Genomic DNA, 25,594 nt, shown 5'->3' on the forward strand with positions numbered 1-25,594 from the left:
CCGGTTCACCACGATCCGCCCGTGTGCGCATTACCCTATGTGCAACGGGTCCATTTGCACACGAACCGGCTGATGATCGTGGCGTGCGCTGAGCAGGCCGACGGCGCGGCGCAGGGCTGTGGCAAGGGCCAGGCCCTCGCCGCGGGGCGCCCGCACCAGCATCCGGCTCACCGGGCTGTCGGCCGGGGTACCCGGCGGTCGCCGCGCTCCGACCGGCAGGTCTACCGGACCCAGAACCTCTGCGGCATCGGGTATTTGAACGGTATCGAGCAGTGCGCGCACCGCTTCGGGTGAACCGTCGACCGCGGCCATGTGCACCGCGGGTGGCAGCCCGACCTCGGCGCGGGCGTCCAACTCTGCCTCGGCGTGGCCCACCGGGTCCCATCGGATCAGCGCCTGCACAGTGGGAATCGCCGATTCGGCGACGACGGCCACCACGCCGCCGTCGGCCCGGCTGCGGACCAGAACCGCGGCGGCCATCCAGCGCCGCAGCGTGTCCTCGGCGGCGCGCAGGTCCTGGCGGCCGAGCAACGCCCAGCTGTCGAGCAGCAGCGCGGCGCCGTATCCGTCGGCGGCGACCGGTTCGGCGCCCGGTGTCGCGACCACGAGCGCGGGTGCCGCGGCCACCGTCGGCACCATCGCGTCGCCCCCGGAGGTGATGACGGTCGCTCCTGCGAAGGCCCGTCCGAGTTCCTCGGCGGTGCGGCGGGCGCCGACGACCATGGCCCTAACGGCGTCGGATCCGCAGCGCGCACAGCGCAGCGCGGTGTCACCGCGGCCACACCACCGGCACACCGCCCCTGCGGCGTCGCGGTCCGGAAATGACAGCGGGCCGGTGCAGTGCCTGCAGCGGGCCACGGTGCGGCAGCGGTTGCACGCCAGCGCGGGCACGTATCCGCGGCGTGGCACCTGCACCAGCACGGGGGCGCCCTTCTCCAGCGCGGTGCGCGCGGCCCGCAACGCCATCGACGGCAGCCTCGCGGTGCGCGCGGCCGGGTCGCGCTCCTGCTCGAAGCCGCTGTCCTCGATGGCGATGACGCGGGCGGCCGCGGCGCGCACCGCCGTGCGCGGCGCCACCAGGTCATGCGCCCAGCCGCTGCGCACCAGCGCCTGAGCCTCGGCGGTGCGGGCGTAGCCGCCGATCAGCGCCGCGCACCGCAGTTGGTGCGCGCGCAGCATCGCGACTTCCCTGGCGTGCGGGTACGGCGCGCGGGGCTCGGCAAGCGTGTCGTCGCCGTCGTCCCACACCATCACCAGGCCGAGGTCGCCGACGGGAGCGAACACCGCGCTGCGGGTGCCGATGACCAGCCGGGCGGTGCCCCGCAGCACCGCCAGCCACCGCCGGTAGCGCTGCGCGGGGCCCAGCCCCGCCGACAGCGCCACCACAGCGCCCTCGTCGACGTGCCGGACCGCGGCGGCATACATCGCGTCGATGTCGCGCTGATCCGGCACGATCAGCAGCACACCGCGCCCGGACTGGATCGTGGCGGCCGCGGCCTCGGCCAGTCGGTCGGTCCAGCGCTCACCGGGCAGCGCCTGCCAGACGGCGCGGGCGGCGCGGCCGTCGCCCAGCGCCGCCAGGAACCGCTCACCGCGGCCGTAGACCGACCACGGCGCGGGGTCAACGGGGTTGACGGACAACGGTGCCGGGTCGGCGAGCGGCTGCTTTTCGACGCGGGCGTGTCGCGGCGGGATGGCCAGCCGCAACACATCGGCGCGGGTGCCCGCGTAACGCGCGGCGACCGCATCGGCGAGCCGACGCACTTCGGGGGTCAACACCGGTTCGGCCGACACCACCCGATCGAGCCAGCCGAGCTTGCCGACATGGTCTGTGTCCGAACGCCTTTCGAGCAGGAACCCGTCCACCAGCCGACCGGAGAACCGCACCCGCACCCGCACCCCGGGCTGCGCGTCGTCGGACTGCTCCGCGGAAACCAGGTAGTCGAACTCCCGGTCGAGGTGTGGCACCGACAGCATGGGAAGCACGCGCGCGATCGGCTCGTGCTCGGCTGCGGCCGAACGTTCCTTACCGCTCGACATTTCCCCGCAAATTCGAGCGGTAAGGAACGTTCGCGACACGGCCGAAGAAGAACCCGGCGGTGATGAGCACCAGCGAGGCCGAGTACACCCACCAGATCGGCACCGCCAGCGCCTCGGCGTTCTCCGGTGCCAGCACGAACTTGCTGATGCCGATCATCGCGTCCGACACCGCGAAACACACCGCGCCCAGCGCCGTCCAGCGCGTCGGCAACCGGGCCAGCAGCGCCGCGCACACCATCGCCCCCAGCACCACGATGTAGAGCGTGACGGGCACGGCCATCCCCTCGTCCAGCAGCCGCGGCCAGAACCAGATCAGCAGCGCCACACAGGCCGCGACGGTGATACCCGCAGCCAGCGTCCCCGGCGCCGACCGCACCATCAGCGGCACGAGCGCGCCCAAGAAACACAGGTGGGCCACCAGGAATGCTGACAGCCCGAGCACGAACGACGCTTCCCACCAGGGCATCGCCAACAGGTAGTCGCCCGCGGCCGAGAACAGCAGGGCGCCGACCAGCCAGCGTCGTTCCCGCGCGATCGGGTGATGAAGCGCGGCCCCGGCCAACAGCACCGCGGCCAGCGCCTTGGCCGCGGGCTGCAGCGCGAACTGCCCCGTCAGCTCCGCCCCGGCGGGCAGCCGCAGCGCGGTGACGATGAGGAAGAGGCCGTAGCAGACGGCGACCACCACCGCGGCCACCCACAGCAGCCTGGTCCGGCGGTGAACGTACGGTGTCCCCATGTCCGCTGCTGACGAGAAGTCGGTTGTCCGCGAACCGATAGATGCCATCTTGCAGAAGGTACTGGAGGCGGTTCCGTTTCAGTTGACAACCGACGGCGGACCCGAGGCCGCGCGCCGCCGGTTCGCCGAGCTGCCGCGCAGGGAGGTGCATCCCGAAGTACGCAGCGAGGACCACGTCATCGACGGGCCCGACGGCCCGATCCCGACCCGGGTGTACTGGCCGCCCGAGGCCGACGGCACCACCGTGCCCGTCGTGGTGTACCTGCACGGCGGCGGATGGTCGGTCGGCGACCTCGACACCTACGACGGCACCGCCCGCATGCACGCCGTCGGCGCCGGTGCGGTGGTGGTGTCGGTGGACTACCGGCTGGCCCCCGAGCACCCCTACCCCGCCGCCGTCGACGACGCCTGGGCGGCCACCCGGTGGGTGGGGCAGCACGCCGCGGAGCTGGGCGCGGATCCGGCTCGGCTCGCCGTTGCCGGCGACTCCGCAGGCGGCAACCTCGCGGCGGTGGTGGCTCAGTTGGCGCGCGACACGGGCGGGTCGCCGATCGCGTTCACGCTGCTGTGGTACCCGTCCACCACGTTCGACACCACGCTGCCGTCCTTCGCCGAGAACGCCGACGCCCCGGTGCTCAACCTTGCCGCGTGCAGCGGCTACACCCGCTGGTACATCGGCGATCTGGACATGTCGGATCCGCCGGCCACACTGGTGCCCGCCCGCGCGAAGGACCTGTCCGGGCTGCCGCCGACCTACGTCGCCGTCGCGGGTCACGACCCGCTGCGCGACGACGGCATCCGCTACGCCGAGTTGCTGGCGGCCGCCGGGGTATCCGTGGATCTGCACAACGCCGAGGCGCTGGTGCACGGCTACCTCGCCTATGCGGGCGTGGTGCCCGCGGCCACGGAGGCCGCTGACCGGGGCTTGGCGGTGCTGCGCGACGTGCTGCATCGATGATCACACGCGCTACCGTGGGCACATGACCGATCCCACGGCGCGGCCCGGTATCGACCCGACGATGCAGGCGCTGCTCGACGCGTTTCCGTTCAAGTTCACCGCCGAAGACGGCGTCGAGGTCGCACGCGAGCAGATGCGACAGATGAAGGCGCCGCCGGAGTTGTTGCCGGAGATGCGGATCGAGGAACGCACGGTCGGTTACGGCGACATCACCGACATCCCGGTGCGGATCTACTGGCCGCCCGTCGAGCAGCACGAGAACCTGCCGGTCGTCGTGTTCTACCACGGTGGCGGCTGGTCGATCGGCGACCTGGACACCCACGATCCGGTGGCGCGCAGCCACGCGGTCGGCGCCGAAGCGATCGTCGTTTCGGTGGACTACCGGCTCGCACCCGAGCATCCCTGGCCGGCGGGCATCGACGATGCGTGGGCCGCGCTGCGATGGGTCGGTGAACACGCCGCGGAGCTCGGCGGCGACCCGAGCCGCATCGCGGTGGCCGGCGACTCGGCGGGCGGAAACATCTCGGCCGTGATGACGCAGCTGGCCCGCGACCAAGGCGGGCCACCGCTGGTCTTCCAGCTGCTGTGGTACCCGTCGACCACCGGGGACACCCAGCTGCCGTCGATGATCGAGAACGCCGACGGCCCGATCCTCGACCGCGACGTGGTGGCGGCGTTCCTGCACTGGTATCTGGGCGACATGGATCTCAGCGACCCCGCCAAGTTGCCGCCGACGCTGGCCCCGGCCAACACCGCGGACCTGTCCGGGCTGCCGCCGGCGTTCATCGGCACCGCCGAATACGACCCCCTTCGCGACGACGGCGCGCGATATGCCGAATTGCTGCGCGCTGCAGGCGTTTCCGTTGAGCTGCGCAACGAGCCGACGCTGGTGCACGGCTACGTCAACTTCGCGCTGGTGGTGCCCGCCGCCGCTGAGGCGACCAACCGTGGGCTGGCTGCGCTGAAGGCCGCACTGCATCCCGGGCGGCAGACGTCATGACCGCGCCGGATTACGACACCGTCATCGTCGGCGCCGGCTTCTCCGGCATCGGGGCCGCGATCAAGCTGGACAAGGCCGGCATGGGCAACTACCTCGTGCTCGAGGCCGGTGACGGCCCGGGCGGCACGTGGCACTGGAACACCTATCCCGGTATCGCCGTGGACATTCCGTCGTTCTCCTATCAGTTCTCCTTCGAGAAGAGCCCGAACTGGACGCGCAGTTACGCGCCGGGCCACGAGCTGAAGGCATACGCCGAACACTGCGTCGACAAGTACGGCCTGCGGTACAAGATCCGGTTCAACACCAAGGTGCTGGCCGCCGACTTCGACGACGACGCCAACCTGTGGCACATCCGCACCGATCCCGGCGGGGTGATCACCGCCCGGTATCTGATCAACGCGTGCGGCGTGCTGATCACACCGAACTTCCCCGACATCGACGGCGTCGACTCGTTCAGCGGCGTCACCATGCACACCGCGCGCTGGGACCACACCCAGGACCTGACCGGTAAACGTGTCGCGGTCATCGGCACCGGCGCATCGGCCGTGCAGGTGATCCCGGAGATCGCGCCGATCGTGGAGCGGCTCACCGTTTTTCAGCGCACCCCGATCTGGTGTTTCCCGAAACCCGATGTGCCGCTTTCGCCGCTGGTGCGGAAGTTGATGCGGCTGCCCGGCGGCCACACGGTGCAGCGGTTGCTCAGCCAGGCCTACGTCGAGCTGACGTTCACGCTGCCGGCGCAGTATTTCACGCTCAACCCGATGGCCAAGCGGATGTCGAAGTTCGGTGAGGCGTATCTGCGCCAGCAGGTCGAGGACCCGGTGGTGCGCGACAAGCTCACGCCGCGCTACGCCGTCGGCTGCAAACGCCCCGGGTTCCACAACACCTACCTGTCGACGTTCAACCGCGACAACGTCGAGTTGGTGACCGAGTCGATCGAGAAGGTCACGGGCTCGGGGGTGGCCACCGCCGACGGGCACACCCGCGATATCGACGTGCTCATCCTGGCGACGGGCTTCAAGGTGATGGATCCCGACAGCGTGCCGACCTACGCGGTCACCGGGCCGGGCGGGCGCTCGCTCAGCGGTTACTGGAACGAGCAGCGGCTGCAGGCCTACGAGGGCGTCAGCGCCCCCGGCTTCCCGAACTTCTTCACCGTGTTCGGGCCGTACGGATACGTCGGAAGCTCCTACTTCGCGCTGATCGAGGCCCAGACCCACCACATCGTGCGGTGCCTGACCCACGCCCGGCTCAACCGCGCCACCCGCGTCGAGGTGAAACAGGAAGCCAACGACCGCTACTTCGCCGAGATGATGCGCAAGCGGCATCGTCAGATCTTCTGGCAGGACAGCTGCAAGCTGGCCAACAGCTACTACTTCGACCCGAACGGGGACGTGCCGCTACGGCCGGCCACCACGCTGGAGGCGCACTGGCGCGCCCGCCGCTTCCCGATCGACGACTACGCGTTCAGCGCGTAGCCCGTAGTCGCGCCGAGACCGACGCAATGGCTGATTTTGGCCGCTGACGGCGACCATTGCGTCAGTTTCGAGATGGCTAGCGCGAGCTAGACGGAGGCCTTGAGCTCGTCGACCTTGTTGAGCTGCTCCCACGGCAGCTCGATGTCGGTGCGACCGAAGTGGCCGTAGGCGGCGGTCTGCGCGTAAATCGGGCGCAGCAGGTCCAGATCGCGCACGATCGCGCCGGGCCGCAGGTCGAACACCGACGTGATGGCCTTCTCGATGCGGGCCGGGTCGACGGTCTCGGTCCCGAAGGTCTCGACGAACAGCCCGACCGGGGCGGCCTTGCCGATCGCGTAGGCGACCTGCACCTCGACGCGATCGGCCAGGCCCGCGGCGACCACGTTCTTGGCCACCCAGCGCATCGCGTACGCCGCGGAGCGGTCCACCTTGGACGGATCCTTCCCGGAGAACGCACCGCCGCCGTGACGGGCCCATCCGCCGTAGGTGTCGACGATGATCTTGCGGCCGGTCAGGCCCGCGTCCCCCATCGGCCCGCCGAGCACGAACTTGCCGGTCGGGTTCACCAGCAGACGGAAGTCCGAGGTGTCCATCGTGTCGTGGCTGAGGTCGGCCAGCACGGTGTTGACGACCTTCTCGCGGATGTCGGGCGTCAGCGTGGCTTCCAGGTCGATACCCGCGGCGTGCTGGGTGGAGAGCACCACGGTGTCCAGGCGCACCGGGGTGGTGCCGTCGTACTGGACGGTGACCTGGGTCTTGCCGTCGGGGCGCAGGTAGTCCAGCACCCCGCTCTTGCGGACCTCGGTCAGCCGCCGCGACAGCCGGTGCGCCAGCGCGATGGGCAGCGGCATCAGTTCCGGGGTGTCCTTGATCGCGTAGCCGAACATCAGCCCCTGGTCCCCGGCGCCCTGGGAGTCCAGCGGGTCGGCGGCGCCTTCGACGCGGGTCTCGTGGGCCGTGTCGACGCCCTGGGCGATGTCTGGTGACTGCGCGCCGATACCGATGTTGACGCCGCAGGTCTCCCCGTCGAACCCCTTCTCCGAGGAGTCGTAGCCGATCTCGAGGATGCGTTCGCGCACCGTGTTGGTGATGTCGGCGAACGCCTCCTTGGCCGCGGTCGTCACCTCGCCGACCACGTGCACCTGCCCGGTCGTGACCAGGGTCTCCACCGCGACGCGCGATTTGGGATCGTCGGCGAGCAACGCGTCGAGCACCGAGTCGCTGATGGCGTCGCAGATCTTGTCGGGATGGCCCTCGGTTACCGACTCACTGGTAAACAGCCGAGCTTGCGTCACGGTGTGGTCCTTCCGAAAGTTAGTTGGTCGAATTGTAGGCCTCGGTTCGGGCCGCCCGGTTGCACCCAAGCGCGTGCGCCGGTTCTGCGCAACCCTTGGGCGCAGCAGACGTGTGATCGAGCTATCCGCCGCCGCTCCTGAGGAACGACGCGATCGCGTCCACGATACGACTGGCCATCAGGGTCTTCGAACCGTGTTCCAACGCCGACTCGGTGCCGTCGGCCGCAAGCAGCCAGCCGTCGTTGTTGTCCACCTCGAACGCGCGGTTCTCGCCGACGGCGTTGACGACGAGCAGGTCACAGCCCTTGCGCTGCAGTTTGGCCCTGGCGTGGAACAGCACGTCGCCGTTGGCGTCGCCGGTCTCGGCGGCGAACCCGACGATGGCCCGCATGTTGGGCAGCTGCCCGTCGGCGCGGGCGCGCACGGCGCCGGCCAGCACATCGTCGGTGCGGGTGAGCTCGATGACCGGCTCGCCCTGGCTCTCCGGGCCCTTCTTGATCTTGCTGGTCGACTGGGTGACCGGCCGGAAATCGGCGACGGCGGCAGCCATGACCAGCACGTGGGCAGCGGGTGCGTGCTTGGACACCGCGTCTTTGAGCTGGGCGGCCGAGCCGATGTGCACGACCTCGACCCCGGCCGGGTCGATCAGGCCCGCGGTGTTGCCGGCGATCAGCGTGACCTCCGCGCCACGCTGGGCCATCACCCGGGCCATCGCATAGCCCTGCTTACCGGAGCTGCGGTTGCCGATGAATCGCACCGGGTCGATCGGCTCGCGGGTGCCGCCGGCGGTGACCAGCGCCTTGACCCCAGCCAGGTCGTAGGGCAGCGCGTCGGCGCGGGCCAGCAGCAGCTGGGCGAACGTGGTGATCTCCTCGGCCTCGGGCAACCGCCCCGCTCCGGTGTCGGCGCCGGTGAGCCGGCCCGACGCCGGTTCGAGCACCACCACCCCGCGGCGGCGCAACGTAGCGACGTTGTCGACGGTCGCGGGGTGAAACCACATCTCGGTGTGCATGGCCGGGGCCAGCAGCACCGGACATCGCGCCGTGAGCAGCGTCGCGGTCAGCAGGTCGTCGGCGCGTCCGGTGGCCGCACGTGACAGCAGGTCGGCGGTGGCGGGTGCGACGACGACGAGGTCGGCCTCCTGCCCGAGGCGCACATGCGGCACCTCGTGCACGTCATCCCAGACGCCGGTGTGCACGGGGTTGCCGGACAGCGCTTCGAACGTCGCCGCGCCGACGAAACGCAGGGCGGACTCGGTCGGGATGACCCGCACCGAATGTCCGGCCTCGGTGAGCTGGCGGACCACGGTCGCCGCCTTGTATGCGGCGATGCCACCGGCGACGCCGACGATGATCCGCTTGGGCTCCATCCAGGCCGCTCCTGAGTCGCTACTCGCCTTCGGTGTGCTCGAGCAGGTCTGCGTGGATCTCGCGCAGCGCGATCGACAGCGGCTTCTCCTGAAGGCCCGGCTCGACCAGCGGCCCGACGTACTCGAGGATGCCGTCGCCGAGCTGGTTGTAGTAGTCGTTGATCTGGCGAGCGCGCTTGGCGGCGAAGATCACCAGGGCGTACTTGCTCGATACGCGCTCCAGCAACTCGTCGATCGGCGGGTTGGTGATGCCGAGCGGCGTGTCGTAGGCGCCGGCGGCGGACGTGTCGAACTTGTCCACGGCGGCCAGCTGCGTATCGGCGTGCGGGGTGCTCACGTAAAAATTCTCCTGGCGGTTGGCTGGCTGGTTGCCTCTGAAACTGAGGTGGCTATCGGGGCTTCCTGCGCCGGCTCTGGCGCTGGGTCAGTCTTGGGCCACCAGCAAGGATACCAATTCGGCGCAGGCCGATTCCAATTGCCTGTTCACCACCACCACGTCGAACTCGTCCTGTGCGGCCATTTCCGCCTTCGCGGTCGCGAGCCGGCGATCCATCACCTCGGGGCTTTCGGTACCCCGCCCGCTCAGCCGGTTCTCCAGCGTCGCCCAGTCGGGCGGGGCGACGAACACGGTGATGGCCTCGGGCATCGCCTGCTTCACCGACCGCGCCCCCGCCAAATCCACCTCGATGAGGACAGGATGACCCGCCGCGGTGGCGTCGCGCACAGGCTGCGCCGGGGTGCCGGAGCGGTGCAGACCCCCGTGGATTTCGGCCCACTCCAACAGCGCCCCACTGTCGATCAGCTGCTGAAACTGCTCGTCGGTCACAAACGAGTAGTCGACACCGTCGACCTCGCCGGGGCGGGGCGCTCTGGTGGTGACCGACACGCTGAAGTACAAGTCGGGAATTCGTTCGCGCAGGCAGCGCACGAGGGTCGACTTCCCGACGGCAGAGGGGCCGGACAGCACAACTACCCGGCCGACCCCTCGGCCGGCGCTCAACTTCTGCGCCCGGGAACTACTGGTCGAACTTTTCCAGCAGCGCCTTGCGCTGGCGATCGCCCAGGCCGCGCAGCCGGCGGGTGGGGGCGATTTCGAGCTCGGTCATGATTTCCTGCGCCTTGACCTTGCCGACCTTGGGCAGGGCCTCCAGCAGCGCGGAAACCTTCATCTTGCCGAGTACCTCATCGGTCTCGGCGTCCTTGAGCACCTGCTTGAGATTGGTGCCACCGCGCTTGAGCCGATCCTTGAGTTCAGCCCGGATTCGACGTGCGGCGGCAGCCTTCTCCAACGCTGCCGCGCGCTGTTCGTCGGTCAACTGGGGAAGGGCCACGGGTTCCTCCGTCTCATCACCATCATTTTCAATAAATCGGCTGATAGGACCAATCCAGAACAGCCAGCGACGACGACCGTACCCACGCATCCTGACGAATGCGAACCCCACCCCCCGGTTCCGGGCCCAAAAGCCCAGCGTGTAAGGCGGTGCTGTGTCCGGCCCCGAGCACGCGTATCGGACGCCGAAACGACGTGATCGGGCCGGCTTCAAGTGGAATTTCCTCCCACTCAAGGGATTTCGTGCAGGCCCTTGACGATGGCGGAAACCGCGGCGATACGCGAGACCGGTCCGAGGCCGGGCCAGCAGCTTTTTCTAAAAATTTTCGCAGGTCAGCGCGTGTCGGGCGTGTCGAGCCGCGCTGACGGGCACAGTGCTGTGACTGACGTGACTTATGTTCGTTGTGTTACTGATGTGACTGTTTGCGCGGGGGAATACCGGCTCCTCAGGCTCCTCAGGCCAGGTACGCCACCGCATCGCGCGTCGCCTCGGCAGCGTGACGCAGCTCGGCGACGTCGGGTCCGGCCCGCAGCACCTCGCGCGATACGGCGGGCAGCAACTGGCCCGGCTTCGCCCCGCCCAGACCGCCCAGCGCGTCGGGGCGCCCGCCCTGGGCGCCCACCCCGGGAACCAGCACGGGCCCGCCCAGTGCGCTCACGTCGGGTGGGTCCGACAACGTGGCGCCGACGACGACGCCGACGGCGCCCGGCTCGGGCGCGCCGGCGCGGTTGAGTTCCGCGGCGGCGTCGACGATCGCCTGTGCGACGCTGCGCCCGTCGGCGACCGCGCGTTGCACCGTGTGCCCTTCGGGGTTCGAGGTGGCGGCGAGCACGAAGACGCCACGCCCGCGGGCCAGCGCGGTGTCGAACAACGGTTGCAGCGAGCCGAAGCCCAGATACGGCGACGCGGTGACCGCGTCGGCCGCCAACGGTGAATCTCCCGCCCACGCCTGGGCATAGGCCGCCATCGTCGAACCGATGTCACCGCGTTTGGCGTCGGCGAGCACCAGCACCTCGGCCTCGCGCAACACGGCGATGGTGTGCTCGAGCACCGAATAGCCTGCCGCGCCGTAGGCCTCGAAGAACGCCACCTGGGGTTTGACCACCGCGAACCCCTCGAACGCCGCGACGCAGATGTCGCAGAACCTGCGCAGCCCGTCGGCGTCGACCGAAAGTTCCCACGCCCGCAGCAGTTCCGGGTGCGGGTCGATGCCGAGACACAGCGGCCCGCGGGTCGACACCGCGTCGGCCAGCCGCCGACCGAAGCCGGTCACGATCCCAGCGAGTTGTGCAGTTCCTGCAGCGACATCACGTCGATCTCGCCGCGGATCCCTGCCTCGATGCCCTGCACCGCCGCCGACGCGCCCTGCACCGTCGTCACGCACGGGATGTTGTTCGACACTGCGGCCGAGCGGATCTCGTAACCGTCGACGCGCGGGCCGGAGTTGCCATACGGGGTGTTGATCACCATGTCGACCTCGCCCGCCTTGATGGCGTCCACCGCCGACATCTTCGGGCCGTCGGGCGTCGGCTCCTGAAAGTGCTTTCGCACCTCGTCGCACGGAATCCCGTTGCGGCGCAACATTTCCGCGGTGCCTTCGGTGGCCAGCACCCGGAACCCCAGGTCGGCGAGCCGTTTGACGGGGAACACCAGCGAGCGTTTGTCGCGGTTGGCCACCGACACGAACACGGTGCCCTCGGTGGGCAGCGAACCGTAGGCGGCGGTCTGGCTCTTGGCGAACGCGCTGCCGAAGTCGCGGTCGATGCCCATCACCTCGCCGGTGGACTTCATCTCCGGACCCAGCAGGTTGTCGATCTGCGCCCCGTCGACCCCGCGGAACCGGTGGAACGGCAGCACCGCCTCCTTGACGGCGACCGGCGCGTGCCGGGTCTTCGCCGAGAACGTGGCGCCGTCGCCGGTCTTGGCCAGCAGGCCCTCGTCGCGCAGCTGGGCGATGGTGGCGCCCAGCATGATCCGCGCGCAGGCTTTGGCCAGCGGCACCGCGGTGGCCTTCGAGACGAACGGCACCGTACGGCTGGCGCGCGGGTTGGCCTCCAGCACGTAGAGCACGTCGTCCTTCAGCGCGTACTGCACGTTGAGCAGGCCGACCACGCCGATACCGTGCGCGATGGCCTCGGTGGCGCGGCGCACCGACTCGATGTCGCTGCGGCCCAGCGTCACCGGCGGCAGCGCACACGCCGAGTCACCGGAGTGGATGCCGGCCTCCTCGATGTGCTCCATGATGCCGCCGATGTAGACCTCGGTGCCGTCGCACAGCGCGTCGACGTCGATCTCGATGGCGTCCTCGAGGAACCGGTCCACGAGCACCGGATGTTCGGGCGACAACTGGGTGGCGCGGGTGATGTAGCCGTGCAGGGTGTCGTCGTCGTAGACGATCTCCATGCCGCGCCCGCCCAGCACGTAGGAGGGCCGCACCAACACCGGGTAGCCGATGTCGGCGGCGATCCGGCGGGCCTGCTCGAAGCTGGTCGCGGTGCCGAACTTCGGGGCGGGCAGCCCGGCGTTGGCCAGCACCTCGCCGAACGCGCCGCGGTCCTCGGCCATGTCGATCGCGTTCGGAGTGGTGCCGACGATCGGCACCCCGGCCTGTTCGAGCCGGTCGGCCAGCCCGAGCGGGGTCTGCCCGCCCAGCTGCACGATGGCCCCGACGACACCTGGTCCGCCCAGCCCGGATTGCTGTTCGGCGTAGTAGATCTCGAGCACGTCCTCGAACGTCAGCGGTTCGAAGTAGAGCCGGTCGGCGGTGTCGTAGTCGGTGGACACCGTCTCGGGGTTGCAGTTGATCATGACCGTCTCGAAGCCGGCCTGGCTCAGGGTGGTGGCGGCGTGCACGCAGCTGTAGTCGAATTCGATGCCCTGGCCGATGCGGTTGGGGCCCGAGCCCAGGATGAGCACCTTGGGCTTCTCGGTCTGCGGGGCGACCTCGGTCTCGGCCGCGGGGTCGAGTTCGTAGCTGCTGTAGTGGTAGGGCGTCTTGGCCTCGAACTCGGCCGCGCAGGTGTCGACGGTCTTGTAGACGGGATGGATGCCCAGCCGTTCCCGCAGCGCCCGCACCCCGACCTCGCCTGCCAATTCGGGTCGCAGCGCGGCGATTTGGCGATCCGACAGGCCGTGGTACTTGCTGCGCCGCAGCAGGTCGGCGTCCAGCACCGGCGCGTCGACGATCTCCGCGCGCAGCGCCACCAGCCCGGCGATCTGTTCGACGAACCAGGGGTCCACACCGGAGGCTTGCGACACCTGCTCGGCGCTGGCGCCCAGGCGCAGCGCGTGCTCGATGTCATAGAGCCGCCCGTCGGTGGGGGTCTTGAGGTTCTGCAGCAGTTCGTCGACGGTGACGTCGGGGTCGGGCGCGGTCCAGAACCCGGCCCTGGTGGTCTCCAGCGAGCGCATCACCTTGCCGAGCGACTCGATGAAGTTGCGACCCAACGACATCGCCTCGCCGACGGATTTCATCGTGGTGGTCAGCGTGCCGTCGGCGCCGGGGAACTTCTCGAACGCGAACCGCGGCGCCTTGACGACGACGTAGTCCAGCGTCGGCTCGAAGCAGGCCGGGGTCTCCTTGGTGATGTCGTTGACGATCTCGTCGAGCGTGTAGCCGATGGCCAGCTTCGCCGCGATCTTGGCGATCGGGAACCCGGTGGCCTTGGACGCCAGCGCGGAGGACCGCGACACCCGCGGGTTCATCTCGATGACGATGAGCCGGCCGTCGGCCGGGTTGACCGCGAACTGGATGTTGCAGCCGCCGGTGTCCACGCCGACCTCGCGCAGGATCGCGATGCCGAGATCGCGCATGGTCTGGTACTCGCGGTCGGTGAGCGTCATCGCGGGGGCGACGGTGACCGAGTCGCCGGTGTGCACGCCCATCGGGTCGACGTTCTCGATCGAGCACACCACGACCACGTTGTCGTTGCCGTCGCGCATCAGCTCGAGTTCGTATTCCTTCCACCCGAAGATGGATTCCTCGATGAGCACGTTGGCGCTCGGCGAGGAGGCCAGGCCGTGGCCGGCCATCCGGTCGACGTCCTCCGCGGAGTAGGCCATTCCCGAGCCGAGCCCGCCCATGGTGAACGAGGGCCGCACGACGACCGGCAACCCCAGCTCGGCCACCGTCTCGCGAACCTCGTCCATCGTGAAACACACCCGCGAGCGCGCGGATTCGCCACCGACCTTGGTGACGATGTCCTTGAACCGTTGCCGGTCCTCGCCGCGTTGGATCGCCTCGAAGTCCGCGCCGATGAGTTCGACGCCGTAGCGCTCCAGCACCCCGTTCTCGTAGAGGGCGACGGCGGTGTTGAGCGCGGTCTGCCCGCCCAGGGTGGCCAGCAGCGCGTCGATCTTGTTGCCGCGCTCGGCCTGTTGGGCGATGACGCGTTCGACGAACGCGGGCGTGATCGGCTCGACGTAGGTCTGGTCGGCGAACTCCGGGTCGGTCATGATCGTCGCCGGGTTGGAGTTGACCAGGCTGACCTGCAGGCCCTCGGATTTGAGCACGCGGCAGGCCTGGGTGCCGGAGTAGTCGAACTCGCAGGCCTGGCCGATCACGATCGGCCCGGAGCCGATCACCAGCACGTGGTTGAGGTCGGTGCGCCTCGGCATTACCGCTCCCCCCTCTCCGCACCCACTGTGCGGTTTCGTACGCGACACGCCGGTCGGGGCGTATCAATCCGCACAGTCACCGGTCCTCCCCCGCCATCAGGTCGACGAACTGGTCGAACAGGGAGTTGGCGTCGTGCGGGCCGGCCGCGGCCTCGGGATGGTATTGCACCGAAAACGCTTTACCGTCAAGCAGTTTGACGCCTTCGACCACGCCGTCGTTGGCGCAGGTGTGGCTGACGACGGCCTTACCGAACGGGGTGTCGAACTGCTCCCCCGCCTCGCCCTCGAGCGCGAACCCGTGGTTCTGCGCGGTCACCGCGACCCGCCCGGTGGCGTGGTCGATGACCGGGATGTTGATCCCGCGGTGCCCGAACACCATCTTGTACGTCTTGCGCCCAAGCGCGCGGCCGAGGATCTGGTTGCCGAAGCAGATGCCGAACAGCGGAATCCCGGCGCCGAGCACCGCGCGGGTCACCTCAACGATGTGGTCGGCGGTGGCCGGGTCGCCGGGCCCGTTGGACAGAAAGACCCCGTCGGGCTTGAGGTCCGCGATCTGCTCGAAGGTCACCGTCGACGGCAGCACATGGCTCCGGATGCCGCGGCGGGTGAAGTTGCGCGGGGTGTTGATCTTGATTCCGAGGTCTACCGCGGCGACGGTAAACCGCGGCGGCCCTTCGGGTTCCACCACATACGCCGCCTCGGTGCTGACCTCGCCCGCCAGGTTGGCGCCCAGCATCGACGGCTGGGCCCGCACCCGGGCCAGCAGCTCATCGAGTTCGGCGAGCGCCTCTCCGCTGAACACCCCGGCCTTCATCGAGCCGCGGCTGCGCAGGTGACGCACCACCGCGCGGGTGTCGATGTTCGCGATGCCGACGACGTTCTGGCGGACCAGCTCGTCCTCCAGCGTCCCGGTGGCGCGCCAGCTCGACGCCCGCGGCGACGGGTCGCGGACGGCGTATCCGGCCACCCAGATCTTGTCGCCACGGCTCTCGGAGTCCTCTTGGTTCCAGCCCGTGTTGCCGATCTGCGGCGCGGTGGCGACCACGATCTGGCCGTGGTAGCTCGGGTCGGTGAGCGTCTCCTGGTATCCGGACATCGCGGTGGAGAACACCGCTTCGCCCAGGGTCTGACCGACCGCGCCGTACGCGGTGCCGGTGAAGACGCGGCCGTCCTCGAGCACCAGGACAGCCTTGGAATTCATGCAGCCTCCTCAAGCCACCGCGCATATTCCCCGCGGTCATCGGCGCGAAACCCGGTGTCGATCTCGGTGCCCGACGGCAGCCGCCACCGGATCGCCAGGATCCCTTCGTGGGTCAGGGCCTTACCGGCGATGGCGCGTTCGGTGCGGATCGCGGAGATCGACTCGTCGGGTATCCAGATCGGTCGTGCGCCGCTGCGCTGCACCATGATTCCCTCGGGGTAGCGGGTCAGCACGGCCTTGGTGCGGAAGCCGAGGTCGCCGACGACCACCCGGTCGTTCCAGCGCGGCGCCAGCGTGCTGCCGACATACAGGCCCTTGGTCGGTGCGACGACGGCCTGGCCGACGGTGTCGGGCAGCGGCGGCAGCGCACCGATGAGCTCGGCTTGGCGCTCGGCGCGGCGGCGCCAGCCCCGGATCATGGCCTGGATCAGCACGGCGATCACCACCGCCAGGACCGCGGCCACGACCAGCGACCCCACCAACGTCCCCGTGTTCACGTCGCGACCTTTCGCCCAAAGGGACACACGGGCGGAAAAGTGCGAGTGGATTTCGCCATTTCGTCCATCTCGGCGCTCATGCCGGACATTTCCCGTCGCGCGCCGTGATCTTGCCGCGCAGCATGGTCAGCGTCACCGACGCCGGCAGTTCCATCGATTCGAACGGTGTGTTCGCCGACCGGCTGGCCAGCGCCGCCCCTTCGACAGTCCAGGTGGCGTCGGGGTCGACGACGGTGAGGTTGGCCGGCTCGCCGACCTCCAGCGGCCTGCCCTGATCGGGCAACCCGACGATGCGGGCCGGGTTCTCGCTCATCACACGCGCCACATCGCGCCATGTCAGCAGCCCCGGCCGCACCATCGTCTCCACCACGACCGACAACGCGGTTTCCAGGCCGAGCATTCCCGGTCGGGCCTCGGCGAACTCGCAGCACTTCTCGTGCTCGGCGTGCGGGGCGTGATCGGTGGCCACACAGTCGATCACCCCGTCGGCCAGCGCCTGACGCAGCGCATCGGTGTCGGCGGCCTCGCGCAGCGGCGGGTTGACCCGGTTGCGGCCGTCGTAGCTCGCCAGCCGCCGGTCATCCAGCAACAGATGATGCGGCGTCACCTCGGCGGTGATCGAAATACCTTGAGCCTTCGCCCATTTGACGATCTCCACAGTGCCGGCCGTCGAGGCGTGGCAGATGTGCACTCGGGCCCCGGCGTCGCGGGCCAGCAGCGCATCGCGTGCCACGATCGACTCCTCGGCGGCACGCGGCCACCCGGCCAGCCCGAGCCGGGCCGCGTTGGGCCCTTCGTGCGCGACGGCGCCGGCGGTGAGCCGCGGCTCTTCGGCGTGCTGGGCGATCAGCACGCCCAGCCCCTTCGCGTACTCGAGCGCACGGCGCATGATCAGCGGATCGTGCACGCAGATGCCGTCGTCGGAGAACATCCGCACCTGCCCCGCGCCCGCGGCCATCAGGCCCATCTCGGTCAGCTGGGCGCCGGCCAACCCCATGGTGACCGCCCCGACCGGGTGCACGTCGACCAGTCCGACCTGCTGCCCGCGGTGCCACACGTGATCGGTGACCACCGGGCTGTCGGCGACCGGGTTGGTGTTCGCCATCGCGAACACCGCGGTGTACCCGCCCAGCGCCGCTGCGGCCGAGCCGGTTTCGATGTCCTCGGCGTACTCCCGGCCCGGTTCACGCAGATGGGTGTGCAGGTCGACGAATCCGGGCAGCACCACCTGATCGGTGGCGTCGAACACGTCCCACGCCTTTTCGAGTCCTCCGGACTCAGCCAGCCCCGTGCCGATCTCGGCGATCTGGCCGTCGGCCACCAGAACATCGACCCGGTCGCCCTCGCCGTAGAGCCGAACCCCTCGAATCACGGTGCTCATGCGCTGATCGCCTCCCGCTCCGCGCCTACCAGCAGGTGGAACAACACGGCCATCCGGACGTGCACACCGTTGGAAACCTGTTGCAGCACAGCCGATTGCGAGGAATCGGCGACGGAGAACGCGATCTCCATGCCGCGGATCATCGGGCCGGGGTGCAGGACCACCGCGTTGCCGGGCAGCATCGCCTGCCGCTTCTCCGAGAGCCCGTAGAGCGCCGAGTACTCCCGCGCCGACGGGAAGAACCCGCCGTACATCCGCTCGGCCTGCACGCGCAGCATCAGCACCGCGTCGGCGAGCGGCAGTTCGGCGTCGAGGTCGTGCGAGACGGTGACCGGCCAGCCCTGGACCCCCGCGGGCAGCAGCGTCGGCGGTGCGACCAGCACCACCTCGGCGCCAAGCGTGTTGAGCAGCAGCACGTTCGACCTGGCGACGCGGCTGTGCAGGACGTCACCGACGATCACCACCCGCTTGCCGTCGATGTCGCCGAGTCGCTGCCGGATGGTCAGCGCATCGAGCAGAGCCTGGGTGGGGTGCTCGTGGGTGCCGTCGCCCGCGTTGATCACCGTGGGCCCGGCCCCGTCGGCGCCTGCGGCCGTCCATTCGGCGAGCTGCTGGGGCGCGCCGGACGCGGGGTGACGGATGATGAGCGCGTCGGCGCCGGCCGCGCGCAGGGTCAGCGCGGTGTCGCGCAGCGATTCGCCTTTGGACACAGACGATCCCGATGCGCTGACGTTGATGACGTCGGCGCTCATCCACTTGCCTGCGACCTCGAACGACACCCGGGTACGGGTGGAGTTCTCGTAGAACATCGTGATGATCGTGCGCCCCCGCAGCGTCGGCAGCTTCTTGACGTCGCGGCCGAGCAACGCCTGGCTGAACCGGTCGGCGTCGTCGAGAATCGCCAAGGCCTCGTCGCGGGACAGGTCCGCTGCCGACAGCAGGTGCCGTGCCGTCATTTGGAGATCACCACCCCGTCGCGGTCGTCGTGTTCGGTGAGCAGAAGGTGCACGCTCTCGCTGCGCGAGGTCGGCACGTTCTTGCCGACGTAGTCGGCACGCAGCGGCAACTCCCGGTGGCCGCGGTCGACCAGCACCGCGAGCTGCACGGCGCGGGGCCTGCCGATGTCGCGCAGCGCGTCCAGCGCCGAACGCACCGAACGCCCCGAATACAGCACGTCGTCGACCAGGATCACCAGCGCGTCGTCGATGCCGCCTTCGGGTATCGACGTGTCCTCCAGCGGCCGCGGCGGCTTGATGTTGAGGTCGTCGCGGTACAGCGTGATGTCCAGCGCCCCGTGCGGGACGTCGACCCCGGAGAACTCCTTGATCTTCGCGGCCAACCGCGCGGCCAGGATGACGCCCCGCGTCGGGATGCCGAGCAACACGACGCGTGGCGCGTCGGGGCCGTCGAGTGCGGTTTTTTCGATGATCTGATGGGCGATTCGGGAGATGGTCCGGCCGACGTCCGCTGCGGACATCAACTCCCGGTCGGCGCCTGAAGAGCCCAAGCGACTCTGACCTCCTTCTCCGCCTCTCTGGACGGCTCATTAAAGGATGTCGAAACTTCGCCGAGCTTAGCACCCCCGAGGGCCGGGACCGCCGCTGGATACGCTGGCGCGGTGAATCTGGACAGCAATCAGGCATCCATCCGCGAGGCCATCGACGCCGGCCTGCTCGCAGGCGCGGTCACCTTGGTCTGGCGCGCCGGACAGGTGCTGCAGGTCAACGAGCTCGGCTACCGCGACGTCGAGGCGCGCCTGCCGATGCAGCGCGACACGATCTTCCGGATCGCGTCGATGACCAAACCGGTCACGGTCGCCGCGGCGATGTCGCTGGTGGACGAGGGCAGGCTGGCGCTGACCGACCCGGTCACCAAGTGGCTGCCCGAGATGGAGCAGATGCGGGTGCTCGACACGCCCGGCGGGCCGCTGGACAAGACCCGTCCGGCGCGGCGCGCGATCACCGTCGAGGACCTGATGACGCACCGCAGCGGGCTGGCCTACTACTTCTCGGTGGTGGGTCCGCTGGCGCGCGCGTACTCGCGCATCTCGGTGAAGCAGGACCCCGACGGCTGGCTGGCCGAGATCGCGGAGCTCCCGCTGCAGCACCAACCCGGTGAGCGGATGACCTACAGCAACGCCACCGACGTGCTGGGCATCATCCTCGAGCGGATCGAAGGCAAGTCGCTGCACGACGTGCTCACCGAGCGAATCCTGGGTCCGTTGAACATGACCGACACCGGCTTCTACGTGCCGTCCCGCAACCGGGGCCGGGCCGCCACCATGTACAAGCTCACCGAGAACGACACGCTCAGCCACGACGCGATGGGCCCCACCCCGGTGTCGCCGCCCCCGTTCTGCATGGGCGGTGCGAACCTGTTCTCCACCGCCGACGACTATCTGGCCTTCGCCCGGATGCTGCTGGCCGGCGGCGAGATCGACGGTGTGCGAGTGCTTTCGGAGGAATCGGTGCGTTCGATGCGCACCGACCGGCTGACCGATGAGCAGAAGCAGCATGACTTCCTCGGGATGCCGTTCTGGATCGGGCGCGGCTTCGGGCTGAACCTGTCGGTGGTCACCGATCCGGCACGGTCCCGGCAGCTGTACGGTCCCGGCGGGGCGGGCACCTTCAGCTGGCCGGGCGCCTACGGCACCTGGTGGCAGGCCGATCCCAGCGAGGATCTGATCCTGATCTACCTCATCCAGAACTTCCCCAACCTCAGCGCGGACGCCGCGGCCGCCGTCGCGGGCAACACCTCGCTGCTGAAACTGCAGTCGACGCAACCGAAATTCGTCCGTCGGACTTACCAAGCGCTCGACATCTGACGGCGGTCACTCGGCGCCCAGGCAGGGCGCTGACCACCGCAGCACCGTTCCCTCGCCGGCCGTGCTCTGCACGGTGAAACCACCACCCACATCCAGCGCGCGTGTCTGCAGGTTGTTCAGGCCACTGCGGGTGATTTCGCCGGTGAAGCCCCTGCCGTTGTCGACGACCTCGATGGTCAGGTCCTCGGCCACCACGACGCTGATGTTCAGCGTCGTGGCGTCGGCATGGCGGACGGCGTTGCTGATTGCCTCGCGGACAACGGCTTCGGCGTGATCGGCGATCTCGGCGTCGACGATCGACAGCGGTCCCGTGTACTGGATCCTGATCCGCAACTGAGAGCTGGAGAACTGTGCGACGGCCTCATCCAGCCGCTGCCTCAGTCGAGTGGTGCCGGTTGCCGCGCCGTGAAGATCGAAGATCGTCGTGCGGATCTCCTGGATGACCTCCTGAAGATCGTCGACGCAGTCCAAAAGGCGTTGCCGCACTTCGGGAACGCGGGCCCGCGGAATCACCCCTTGCAGTGACAGGCCGACGGCGAAGATCCGCTGGATCACGTGGTCGTGCAGATCGCGGGCAATGCGGTCCCGGTCCGACAGGATGCTGAGTTCACGCATCTGGTGCTGTGCCGTCGCCGACCGCCATGCGAGCGCCGCCTGGTCCGCGAAGGCCGCCATCATGTCGAGTTCATCGTCGGTGAACGGTTGCGCATTCGGCGGGCGAAGCGCGACGAGCACACCCGCGACCGCGTCGGCGGCGCGCAGGGGAAGCACCAGCGCCGGGCCGGCGGCGTCCTTGTCAGAGCGCGCGTCGCCGAATCGATCGAGTCGTTCCGGCGCGCGCTCGACGAACGCCCGGCCGATCGAGGTGCCTTCCACCGGAATCCAATCCGGCACCGGTGCCGGGCCGTCCCCGGACGTCGCGGCCACGACGAACTCGTCAACCTCGTCAGGCGGCGCCTCCGGGTCCGACGGCACGACGACGAACGTCAACTCCGCCCCGCTGAGCTCACGGGATTTGGCCGCCGCAAGGTGAAACACCCGGCCCGGATCGGTTCCGGCGAGCAGCTCCGTCCCGATATCCCGGGTGGCCACGATCCAGGCCTGGCGCGTCTTCGCCGACTCATACAGGCGCGCGTTGTCGATAGCGATGCCCGCCGCGTTGGCAAGCGCCTGGACCAGCACTTCGTCGTCTTCACTGAACGGCAGGCCACCCGCCTTCTCCGTCAGGTACAGGTTGCCGAACACTTTGTCGCGGATCCGCACCGGCACCCCGAGGAAGGTCCGCATCGGCGGATGGTGCCGGGGAAATCCGACGGAAGCGGCATGGTGGGCGATGTTGTCCAACCGGATCGGTTTGGGGTCGTCGATCAGGACCCCCAGCACGCCGCGGCCCTCGGGCAGGTGGCCGATCTTCTCGCGCTGCTCTTCGTCGATGCCCGTGTAGACGAACTCGACCAGTTCGTGGCCGTGCCCGCGCACGCCCAGCGCCGCGTATCGGGCATCGACGAGGTCGGCGGCGGTGCGCACGATCTTGTTGAGGGTCTGATCGAGTTCCAGACCCGATGTCACCACCAGCATGGCCTCGACGAGACCGTCCATCCGGTCCCGCCCCTCGACGATCTGTTCGATGCGGTCCTGGACCTCGACGAGCAGTTCGCGCAGCCGCAGCTGGGACAGGGTCTCTCGCAGCGGCGCGATGCCAGTGTCCGTCCGCCCGTCGGTCTCATCGGTCACCACCCCATCGTCACATTTCTGACCGGAGCGTGAAGCGTTCCGGACACAATTTGACGGCCCCGACGACGTCGGACACGAGAGTAGAAAAACCGTGCACCCGTGATGCAGGGTCGAAGGTCCCCGCCGGCGGGGACCAATGCGCCTAGCGGTCTCGCCCGGCGTATTCGACCCTGAACCGGTGCGCACCCATTGGCTGATGGTGGAGGCCACCCGGCAGGACGACACCACCCCGTTCCGCACCCGGCTGGCGGGCGCGGGCAGGCACCTGCCGCCCACCCGCCTCACCACCGATGAGCTGATGGCGACGGCGCGGCATCACCCCCACATCGACCTCGAGCGGCTGACCGGCATCCACGAACGTCGCGTGTCCGTCGGCGACGAGGACTCGATCAGCCTGGCGACCTCGGCGGCGGTGAACTGTCTCGACAAGGCCCGACGCGACCCCGCCTCCATCGATGTCGTGATCAACTGCAGCATCACCAAGTTCCGCGGCGGCTTGACGCAATGGCTGGAGCCGACCTCGAGTGGCGCGGTGGCCCGTGCGATCGGCGCCGACGTCGCGATGACCTTCGACATCAACAACGCGTGCGCGGGCATGCTGACCGGCGTCACGGTCGCCAACAACTGGATTCGGCGCGGCGCCGTCGAACGCGCGCTGGTGGTCAGCGGCGAGTACATCTCCCAACTGGGCCGAAACGCCGCCCGCCACATCCACAACTTCATGAGCAAAGAGCTCGCGTCGTTGACGCTCGGGGACGCGGGTGCGGCGCTCCTGCTCGAACGTGCCACCGGTGACTCCGGGGGGATCTCGCTCGCCGGCTTCACGACGGTCGCGGACTACAGCCGCCTGTGCCTCGGCTATCCGAAGGGAGGCGATCCCGGCGCCCGGATGTTCACAGACGCCCGCGGTATCCACCGCGCGGCGATGTCGAACACCCCACCGCTGTTGCATGAGGTTCTGGAGATAGCCGGCATCTCGATGCACGACATCGATCACGTCATCACTCACCAGACGTCCGCGCGGGCGATCCGCAAGGGGATGGCCGAGGTCACCATGGCATTCGGCGAGGGACCACGACACGATGCGGTGATCACGGTCGACAGGTACGGCAACACCGCGTCGACCACACACACCGTGGCCCTCATCGAAGAACTCGAAGCCGGCCACATCCGGCCCGGCGAGACGATCGCCCTCATCGCCCTCGCCTCTGGCCTGGAGATCGGTGTGGTCCTGTTGACGTTGGACGAGACGCTGGTGAGCCGCTATGGGCACGATCATTGAGAACGTCAGCGTCGCCCGCGGTCGGTGGCGAAGACGACACAGCGCGCTGCGTCTCGCGGACGCGGCGGCCAAGACCTGCCTGCGCCGGGTGGGACGGGATCCGCGCGACCTCGACCTTCTGGTCAACGCGGGCATCTACCGAGACCGCAACCTCGGGGAACCCGCCCTCGCGGCCATGATCCAGGAGGACATCGGCGCGAACCCGGAAGATCCGCACAGCCACGGCCACGGAACCTTTTCCTTCGACGTCGCCAACGGAACCTGCGGCGTTCTCACCGCCTTACAGATCGTCGATGGCTTCCTCGAATCGCACACCGTCGACAGCGCGCTGATCGTGGCGAGTGACGCCGACCCCGGCAGAGCACACAGCGAGCACTTCCCGTATTCGCCTGTCGGAGCGGCGATGTCATGCACGTGGACCGGCGGTTACGACGGACTCGGCAGCGTGTACTGGACCCACACGCCAGACGACGGCGAAAGCTACAACGCCACCGCCGGGCTCGTCAACGGCCGCAACGTTCTCCGGTTCCACGAGACGGCGGAAGTCGACCTCCGCTTCGCCGAGGCTGCCGCCGAGGCGGCCCGCCGGTGCCTTCGCGCAGAATCCCTCGACACAACGGATGTCGACGTGGTTGTTGCCGCCCCGGCGCGGCGGGCGTACCAAGCGGCCCTTGCCGAGCGACTCGGGATCGCGGTGGACACCGTCGCCGTCGCAGACGATGAGAAGGCCCACACCGCGTCGCTGGCCGCGGCGTTTCAACGGGGCACCGACCAGCTTGCAGCCGGAGCCTGCGTCCTGCTTGTGGCCGCGGCGGCGGGGGTCACGGCGGGCGCCGCGCTTTATCGGATTCCGCGCTAGCCGCCGACGGGCTCGAAATCCGTCGGTTGCCCCACTATGCCGAAGAACCGCTCCACGGCGGCGCGGGTGGGGACTTCGGTGCCGGGTGTCAGAAGCATGGCCGTGGCCGCGGCGATGCCGAACCGCACCGCCTCGCTCAGCGACCAGCCTCGACTCAGGCCGACCGTGATCCCGGCAACCATCGCATCGCCGGCACCGACACTGCTGACCGGTCGGGCCGGAATCGCGCGGAATCGTTGGCTGTGCGCTGCGGTGACGAGCAGCGCTCCTTGTGAACCGAGCGACACGACGACCGCCTGGGTGATGCCCGCGTCGATGAGTTCCCGTGCGGCGGCCAACTGTTCGGCTTCGGTGCGCAGGTCGCGACCCACGTGCTCGCGCAGCTCTCGCAGGCTGGGTTTCAGCAGGAACACGCCGGTGTGCATAGACGCGAGCGCATGTCCCGAGGTGTCCAAGATGAACAGGGCGCCGAGTTCGCGACTGACGTCGGCGACGCGCTGATAGAGATCGGGGGGCACCCCGGGCGGCAGGCTGCCGCTGGCCACGACGAACTCCGCACCGGCCGCGACCTTCCGCAGTTCGTCGAGGCACCGCGCTCGTTCGCTGATCGTCAGGTGCGGGCCCGGTAGGACGAATCGGTACTGCTCGTTGGTGTGGCGTTCGTTGACCGTGAAGCTCTCCCGGGTCGATTCGCCGATCTCGATGCGGCGATGTGGCACGCCGGCGTCCTTGATGAGCTGTGCCAGCAGGTCGCCGATGGGGCCGCCGACGGGAAATACCGCGGACACCGCCGCTCCGAGCACGTGCGCGACACGGGCCACGTTGATGCCGCCCCCGCCCGGGTCGTAACGCGCACTGCCGCAACGAATCTTCTCGGTCGGGCGTACCACGTCAGCTGACGTCGCGATGTCGAGCGCAGGGTTCATCGTCAGCGTGACGATCCGCGGCGTTGTCATGCGGCAGGGCTCCGTTCCTCGCGTACCTCGGCGCTG

22 protein-coding genes are annotated in these 25,594 nt (G+C 69.1%); 6 read left to right on the forward strand and 16 right to left on the reverse strand.

Going from position 1 to position 25,594, the window contains the following annotated elements; genetic code table 11:
• Positions 1–30 precede the first annotated feature (30 nt).
• Together MELE44368_RS25815 and MELE44368_RS25820 are read right to left on the reverse strand one after the other, a co-directional pair.
• The gene (locus MELE44368_RS25815; protein WP_128111065.1) at positions 31–2,040 is read right to left on the reverse strand and encodes a primosomal protein N'; all 2,010 of its coding nucleotides are present in this window, start codon (positions 2,038–2,040) and stop codon (positions 31–33) included.
• On the reverse strand, positions 2,027–2,776 hold the full coding sequence (locus tag MELE44368_RS25820; RefSeq protein WP_206613869.1) for a lysoplasmalogenase: 750 nt from the start codon (positions 2,774–2,776) through the stop codon (positions 2,027–2,029). The genes MELE44368_RS25815 and MELE44368_RS25820 overlap by 14 nt, the downstream gene beginning before the upstream one ends.
• On the opposite strand from MELE44368_RS25820, the gene MELE44368_RS25825 reads away from it, so the two are divergent.
• Genes MELE44368_RS25825 through MELE44368_RS25835 form a run of 3 tightly spaced genes read left to right on the forward strand, consistent with a single transcriptional unit; the run spans position 2,775 to position 6,212 of the window.
• Positions 2,775–3,734, forward strand: a complete 960-nt coding sequence (locus tag MELE44368_RS25825; RefSeq protein ID WP_128111067.1) for an alpha/beta hydrolase — start codon at positions 2,775–2,777, stop codon at positions 3,732–3,734. The genes MELE44368_RS25820 and MELE44368_RS25825 overlap by 2 nt on opposite strands.
• 22 nt (positions 3,735–3,756) lie before the next feature.
• The gene (locus tag MELE44368_RS25830) at positions 3,757–4,734 is read left to right on the forward strand and encodes an alpha/beta hydrolase (protein ID WP_128111068.1); all 978 of its coding nucleotides are present in this window, start codon (positions 3,757–3,759) and stop codon (positions 4,732–4,734) included.
• Positions 4,731–6,212 carry a flavin-containing monooxygenase gene (locus MELE44368_RS25835; RefSeq protein WP_128111069.1) on the forward strand — a complete coding sequence of 494 codons (1,482 nt, stop codon included), beginning with the start codon at positions 4,731–4,733 and terminating at the stop codon, positions 6,210–6,212. The genes MELE44368_RS25830 and MELE44368_RS25835 overlap by 4 nt, the downstream gene beginning before the upstream one ends.
• Positions 6,213–6,298: 86 nt before the next feature.
• Here the strand turns inward: MELE44368_RS25835 and metK are convergent, their stop codons facing one another.
• The 12 genes from metK to pyrR form a co-directional block, all read right to left on the reverse strand.
• Positions 6,299–7,507 (reverse strand): methionine adenosyltransferase, encoded by a 1,209-nt coding sequence (gene metK, locus MELE44368_RS25840; protein WP_128111070.1) that lies wholly within the window; start codon positions 7,505–7,507, stop codon positions 6,299–6,301.
• 121 nt (positions 7,508–7,628) lie between these two features.
• Positions 7,629–8,876, reverse strand: coding sequence for a bifunctional phosphopantothenoylcysteine decarboxylase/phosphopantothenate--cysteine ligase CoaBC (gene coaBC, locus MELE44368_RS25845; protein WP_128111071.1), 1,248 nt, complete (start codon positions 8,874–8,876; stop codon positions 7,629–7,631).
• Positions 8,877–8,895: 19 nt separating this feature from the next.
• Positions 8,896–9,213 (reverse strand): DNA-directed RNA polymerase subunit omega, encoded by a 318-nt coding sequence (gene rpoZ, locus MELE44368_RS25850; protein ID WP_128111072.1) that lies wholly within the window; start codon positions 9,211–9,213, stop codon positions 8,896–8,898.
• Between the two features lie 87 nt (positions 9,214–9,300).
• A complete protein-coding gene (gene gmk / locus MELE44368_RS25855) occupies positions 9,301–9,876 on the reverse strand; it encodes a guanylate kinase (RefSeq protein WP_128111073.1) in 576 nt (191 codons plus the stop codon).
• Positions 9,877–9,892: 16 nt separating this feature from the next.
• Positions 9,893–10,207 carry an integration host factor, actinobacterial type gene (mihF, locus tag MELE44368_RS25860; RefSeq protein ID WP_006244838.1) on the reverse strand — a complete coding sequence of 105 codons (315 nt, stop codon included), beginning with the start codon at positions 10,205–10,207 and terminating at the stop codon, positions 9,893–9,895.
• A gap of 454 nt (positions 10,208–10,661) precedes the next feature.
• Positions 10,662–11,480 carry an orotidine-5'-phosphate decarboxylase gene (gene pyrF, locus MELE44368_RS25865; RefSeq protein ID WP_128111074.1) on the reverse strand — a complete coding sequence of 273 codons (819 nt, stop codon included), beginning with the start codon at positions 11,478–11,480 and terminating at the stop codon, positions 10,662–10,664.
• Complete coding sequence (carB, locus tag MELE44368_RS25870; protein WP_128111075.1) at positions 11,477–14,824, reverse strand: carbamoyl-phosphate synthase large subunit; 3,348 nt, start codon at positions 14,822–14,824, stop codon at positions 11,477–11,479. Before carB ends, pyrF begins: the two co-directional genes overlap by 4 nt.
• Positions 14,825–14,900: 76 nt before the next feature.
• A complete protein-coding gene (gene carA / locus MELE44368_RS25875) occupies positions 14,901–16,025 on the reverse strand; it encodes a glutamine-hydrolyzing carbamoyl-phosphate synthase small subunit (protein ID WP_128111076.1) in 1,125 nt (374 codons plus the stop codon).
• Complete coding sequence (locus MELE44368_RS25880; RefSeq protein ID WP_128111077.1) at positions 16,022–16,522, reverse strand: PH-like domain-containing protein; 501 nt, start codon at positions 16,520–16,522, stop codon at positions 16,022–16,024. The genes carA and MELE44368_RS25880 overlap by 4 nt, the downstream gene beginning before the upstream one ends.
• Positions 16,523–16,598: 76 nt before the next feature.
• Positions 16,599–17,903, reverse strand: a complete 1,305-nt coding sequence (locus tag MELE44368_RS25885; RefSeq protein WP_128111078.1) for a dihydroorotase — start codon at positions 17,901–17,903, stop codon at positions 16,599–16,601.
• Entirely contained in the window at positions 17,900–18,859 is a 960-nt protein-coding gene (locus tag MELE44368_RS25890) for an aspartate carbamoyltransferase catalytic subunit (protein ID WP_128111079.1), read from the reverse strand. Before MELE44368_RS25890 ends, MELE44368_RS25885 begins: the two co-directional genes overlap by 4 nt.
• Positions 18,856–19,410: a bifunctional pyr operon transcriptional regulator/uracil phosphoribosyltransferase PyrR gene (pyrR, locus tag MELE44368_RS25895; RefSeq protein WP_128111080.1), complete on the reverse strand. Its 555-nt coding sequence runs from the start codon at positions 19,408–19,410 to the stop codon at positions 18,856–18,858. Before pyrR ends, MELE44368_RS25890 begins: the two co-directional genes overlap by 4 nt.
• 111 nt (positions 19,411–19,521) lie before the next feature.
• Between pyrR and MELE44368_RS25900 the strand changes: the two genes are divergently transcribed.
• Positions 19,522–20,727: a serine hydrolase domain-containing protein gene (locus MELE44368_RS25900; protein WP_128111081.1), complete on the forward strand. Its 1,206-nt coding sequence runs from the start codon at positions 19,522–19,524 to the stop codon at positions 20,725–20,727.
• 6 nt (positions 20,728–20,733) lie between these two features.
• Here the strand turns inward: MELE44368_RS25900 and MELE44368_RS25905 are convergent, their stop codons facing one another.
• Entirely contained in the window at positions 20,734–22,461 is a 1,728-nt protein-coding gene (locus MELE44368_RS25905) for a GAF domain-containing sensor histidine kinase (protein WP_241566774.1), read from the reverse strand.
• A gap of 196 nt (positions 22,462–22,657) precedes the next feature.
• On the opposite strand from MELE44368_RS25905, the gene MELE44368_RS25910 reads away from it, so the two are divergent.
• Both MELE44368_RS25910 and MELE44368_RS25915 read left to right on the forward strand, forming a co-directional pair.
• Entirely contained in the window at positions 22,658–23,743 is a 1,086-nt protein-coding gene (locus MELE44368_RS25910) for a 3-oxoacyl-ACP synthase III family protein (protein WP_128111187.1), read from the forward strand.
• Positions 23,727–24,602 (forward strand): 3-oxoacyl-[acyl-carrier-protein] synthase III C-terminal domain-containing protein, encoded by an 876-nt coding sequence (locus tag MELE44368_RS25915; protein WP_128111082.1) that lies wholly within the window; start codon positions 23,727–23,729, stop codon positions 24,600–24,602. The genes MELE44368_RS25910 and MELE44368_RS25915 overlap by 17 nt, the downstream gene beginning before the upstream one ends.
• On the opposite strand, the gene MELE44368_RS25920 is transcribed toward MELE44368_RS25915, so the two are convergent.
• Positions 24,599–25,558 carry a 1-phosphofructokinase family hexose kinase gene (locus MELE44368_RS25920; RefSeq protein WP_128111083.1) on the reverse strand — a complete coding sequence of 320 codons (960 nt, stop codon included), beginning with the start codon at positions 25,556–25,558 and terminating at the stop codon, positions 24,599–24,601. The two genes, MELE44368_RS25915 and MELE44368_RS25920, sit on opposite strands and share 4 nt — an antisense overlap.
• Positions 25,559–25,594 lie beyond the last annotated feature (36 nt).

Source organism: Mycolicibacterium elephantis DSM 44368 (assembly GCF_004014805.1).
Lineage (GTDB): Bacteria > Actinomycetota > Actinomycetes > Mycobacteriales > Mycobacteriaceae > Mycobacterium > Mycobacterium elephantis.

Coding starts and splice junctions, on each gene's coding strand:
- MELE44368_RS25815 (WP_128111065.1), bottom strand. CDS start 2,040: ATGTCGAGCGGTAAGGAACGTTCGGCCGCAGCCGAGCACGAGCCGATC.
- MELE44368_RS25825 (WP_128111067.1), top strand. CDS start 2,775: ATGTCCGCTGCTGACGAGAAGTCGGTTGTCCGCGAACCGATAGATGCC.
- MELE44368_RS25820 (WP_206613869.1), bottom strand. CDS start 2,776: ATGGGGACACCGTACGTTCACCGCCGGACCAGGCTGCTGTGGGTGGCC.
- MELE44368_RS25830 (WP_128111068.1), top strand. CDS start 3,757: ATGACCGATCCCACGGCGCGGCCCGGTATCGACCCGACGATGCAGGCG.
- MELE44368_RS25835 (WP_128111069.1), top strand. CDS start 4,731: ATGACCGCGCCGGATTACGACACCGTCATCGTCGGCGCCGGCTTCTCC.
- coaBC (WP_128111071.1), bottom strand. CDS start 8,876: ATGGAGCCCAAGCGGATCATCGTCGGCGTCGCCGGTGGCATCGCCGCA.
- carB (WP_128111075.1), bottom strand. CDS start 14,824: ATGCCGAGGCGCACCGACCTCAACCACGTGCTGGTGATCGGCTCCGGG.
- carA (WP_128111076.1), bottom strand. CDS start 16,025: ATGAATTCCAAGGCTGTCCTGGTGCTCGAGGACGGCCGCGTCTTCACC.
- MELE44368_RS25885 (WP_128111078.1), bottom strand. CDS start 17,903: ATGAGCACCGTGATTCGAGGGGTTCGGCTCTACGGCGAGGGCGACCGG.
- MELE44368_RS25890 (WP_128111079.1), bottom strand. CDS start 18,859: ATGACGGCACGGCACCTGCTGTCGGCAGCGGACCTGTCCCGCGACGAG.
- MELE44368_RS25910 (WP_128111187.1), top strand. CDS start 22,658: ATGGTGGAGGCCACCCGGCAGGACGACACCACCCCGTTCCGCACCCGG.
- MELE44368_RS25915 (WP_128111082.1), top strand. CDS start 23,727: ATGGGCACGATCATTGAGAACGTCAGCGTCGCCCGCGGTCGGTGGCGA.
- MELE44368_RS25920 (WP_128111083.1), bottom strand. CDS start 25,558: ATGACAACGCCGCGGATCGTCACGCTGACGATGAACCCTGCGCTCGAC.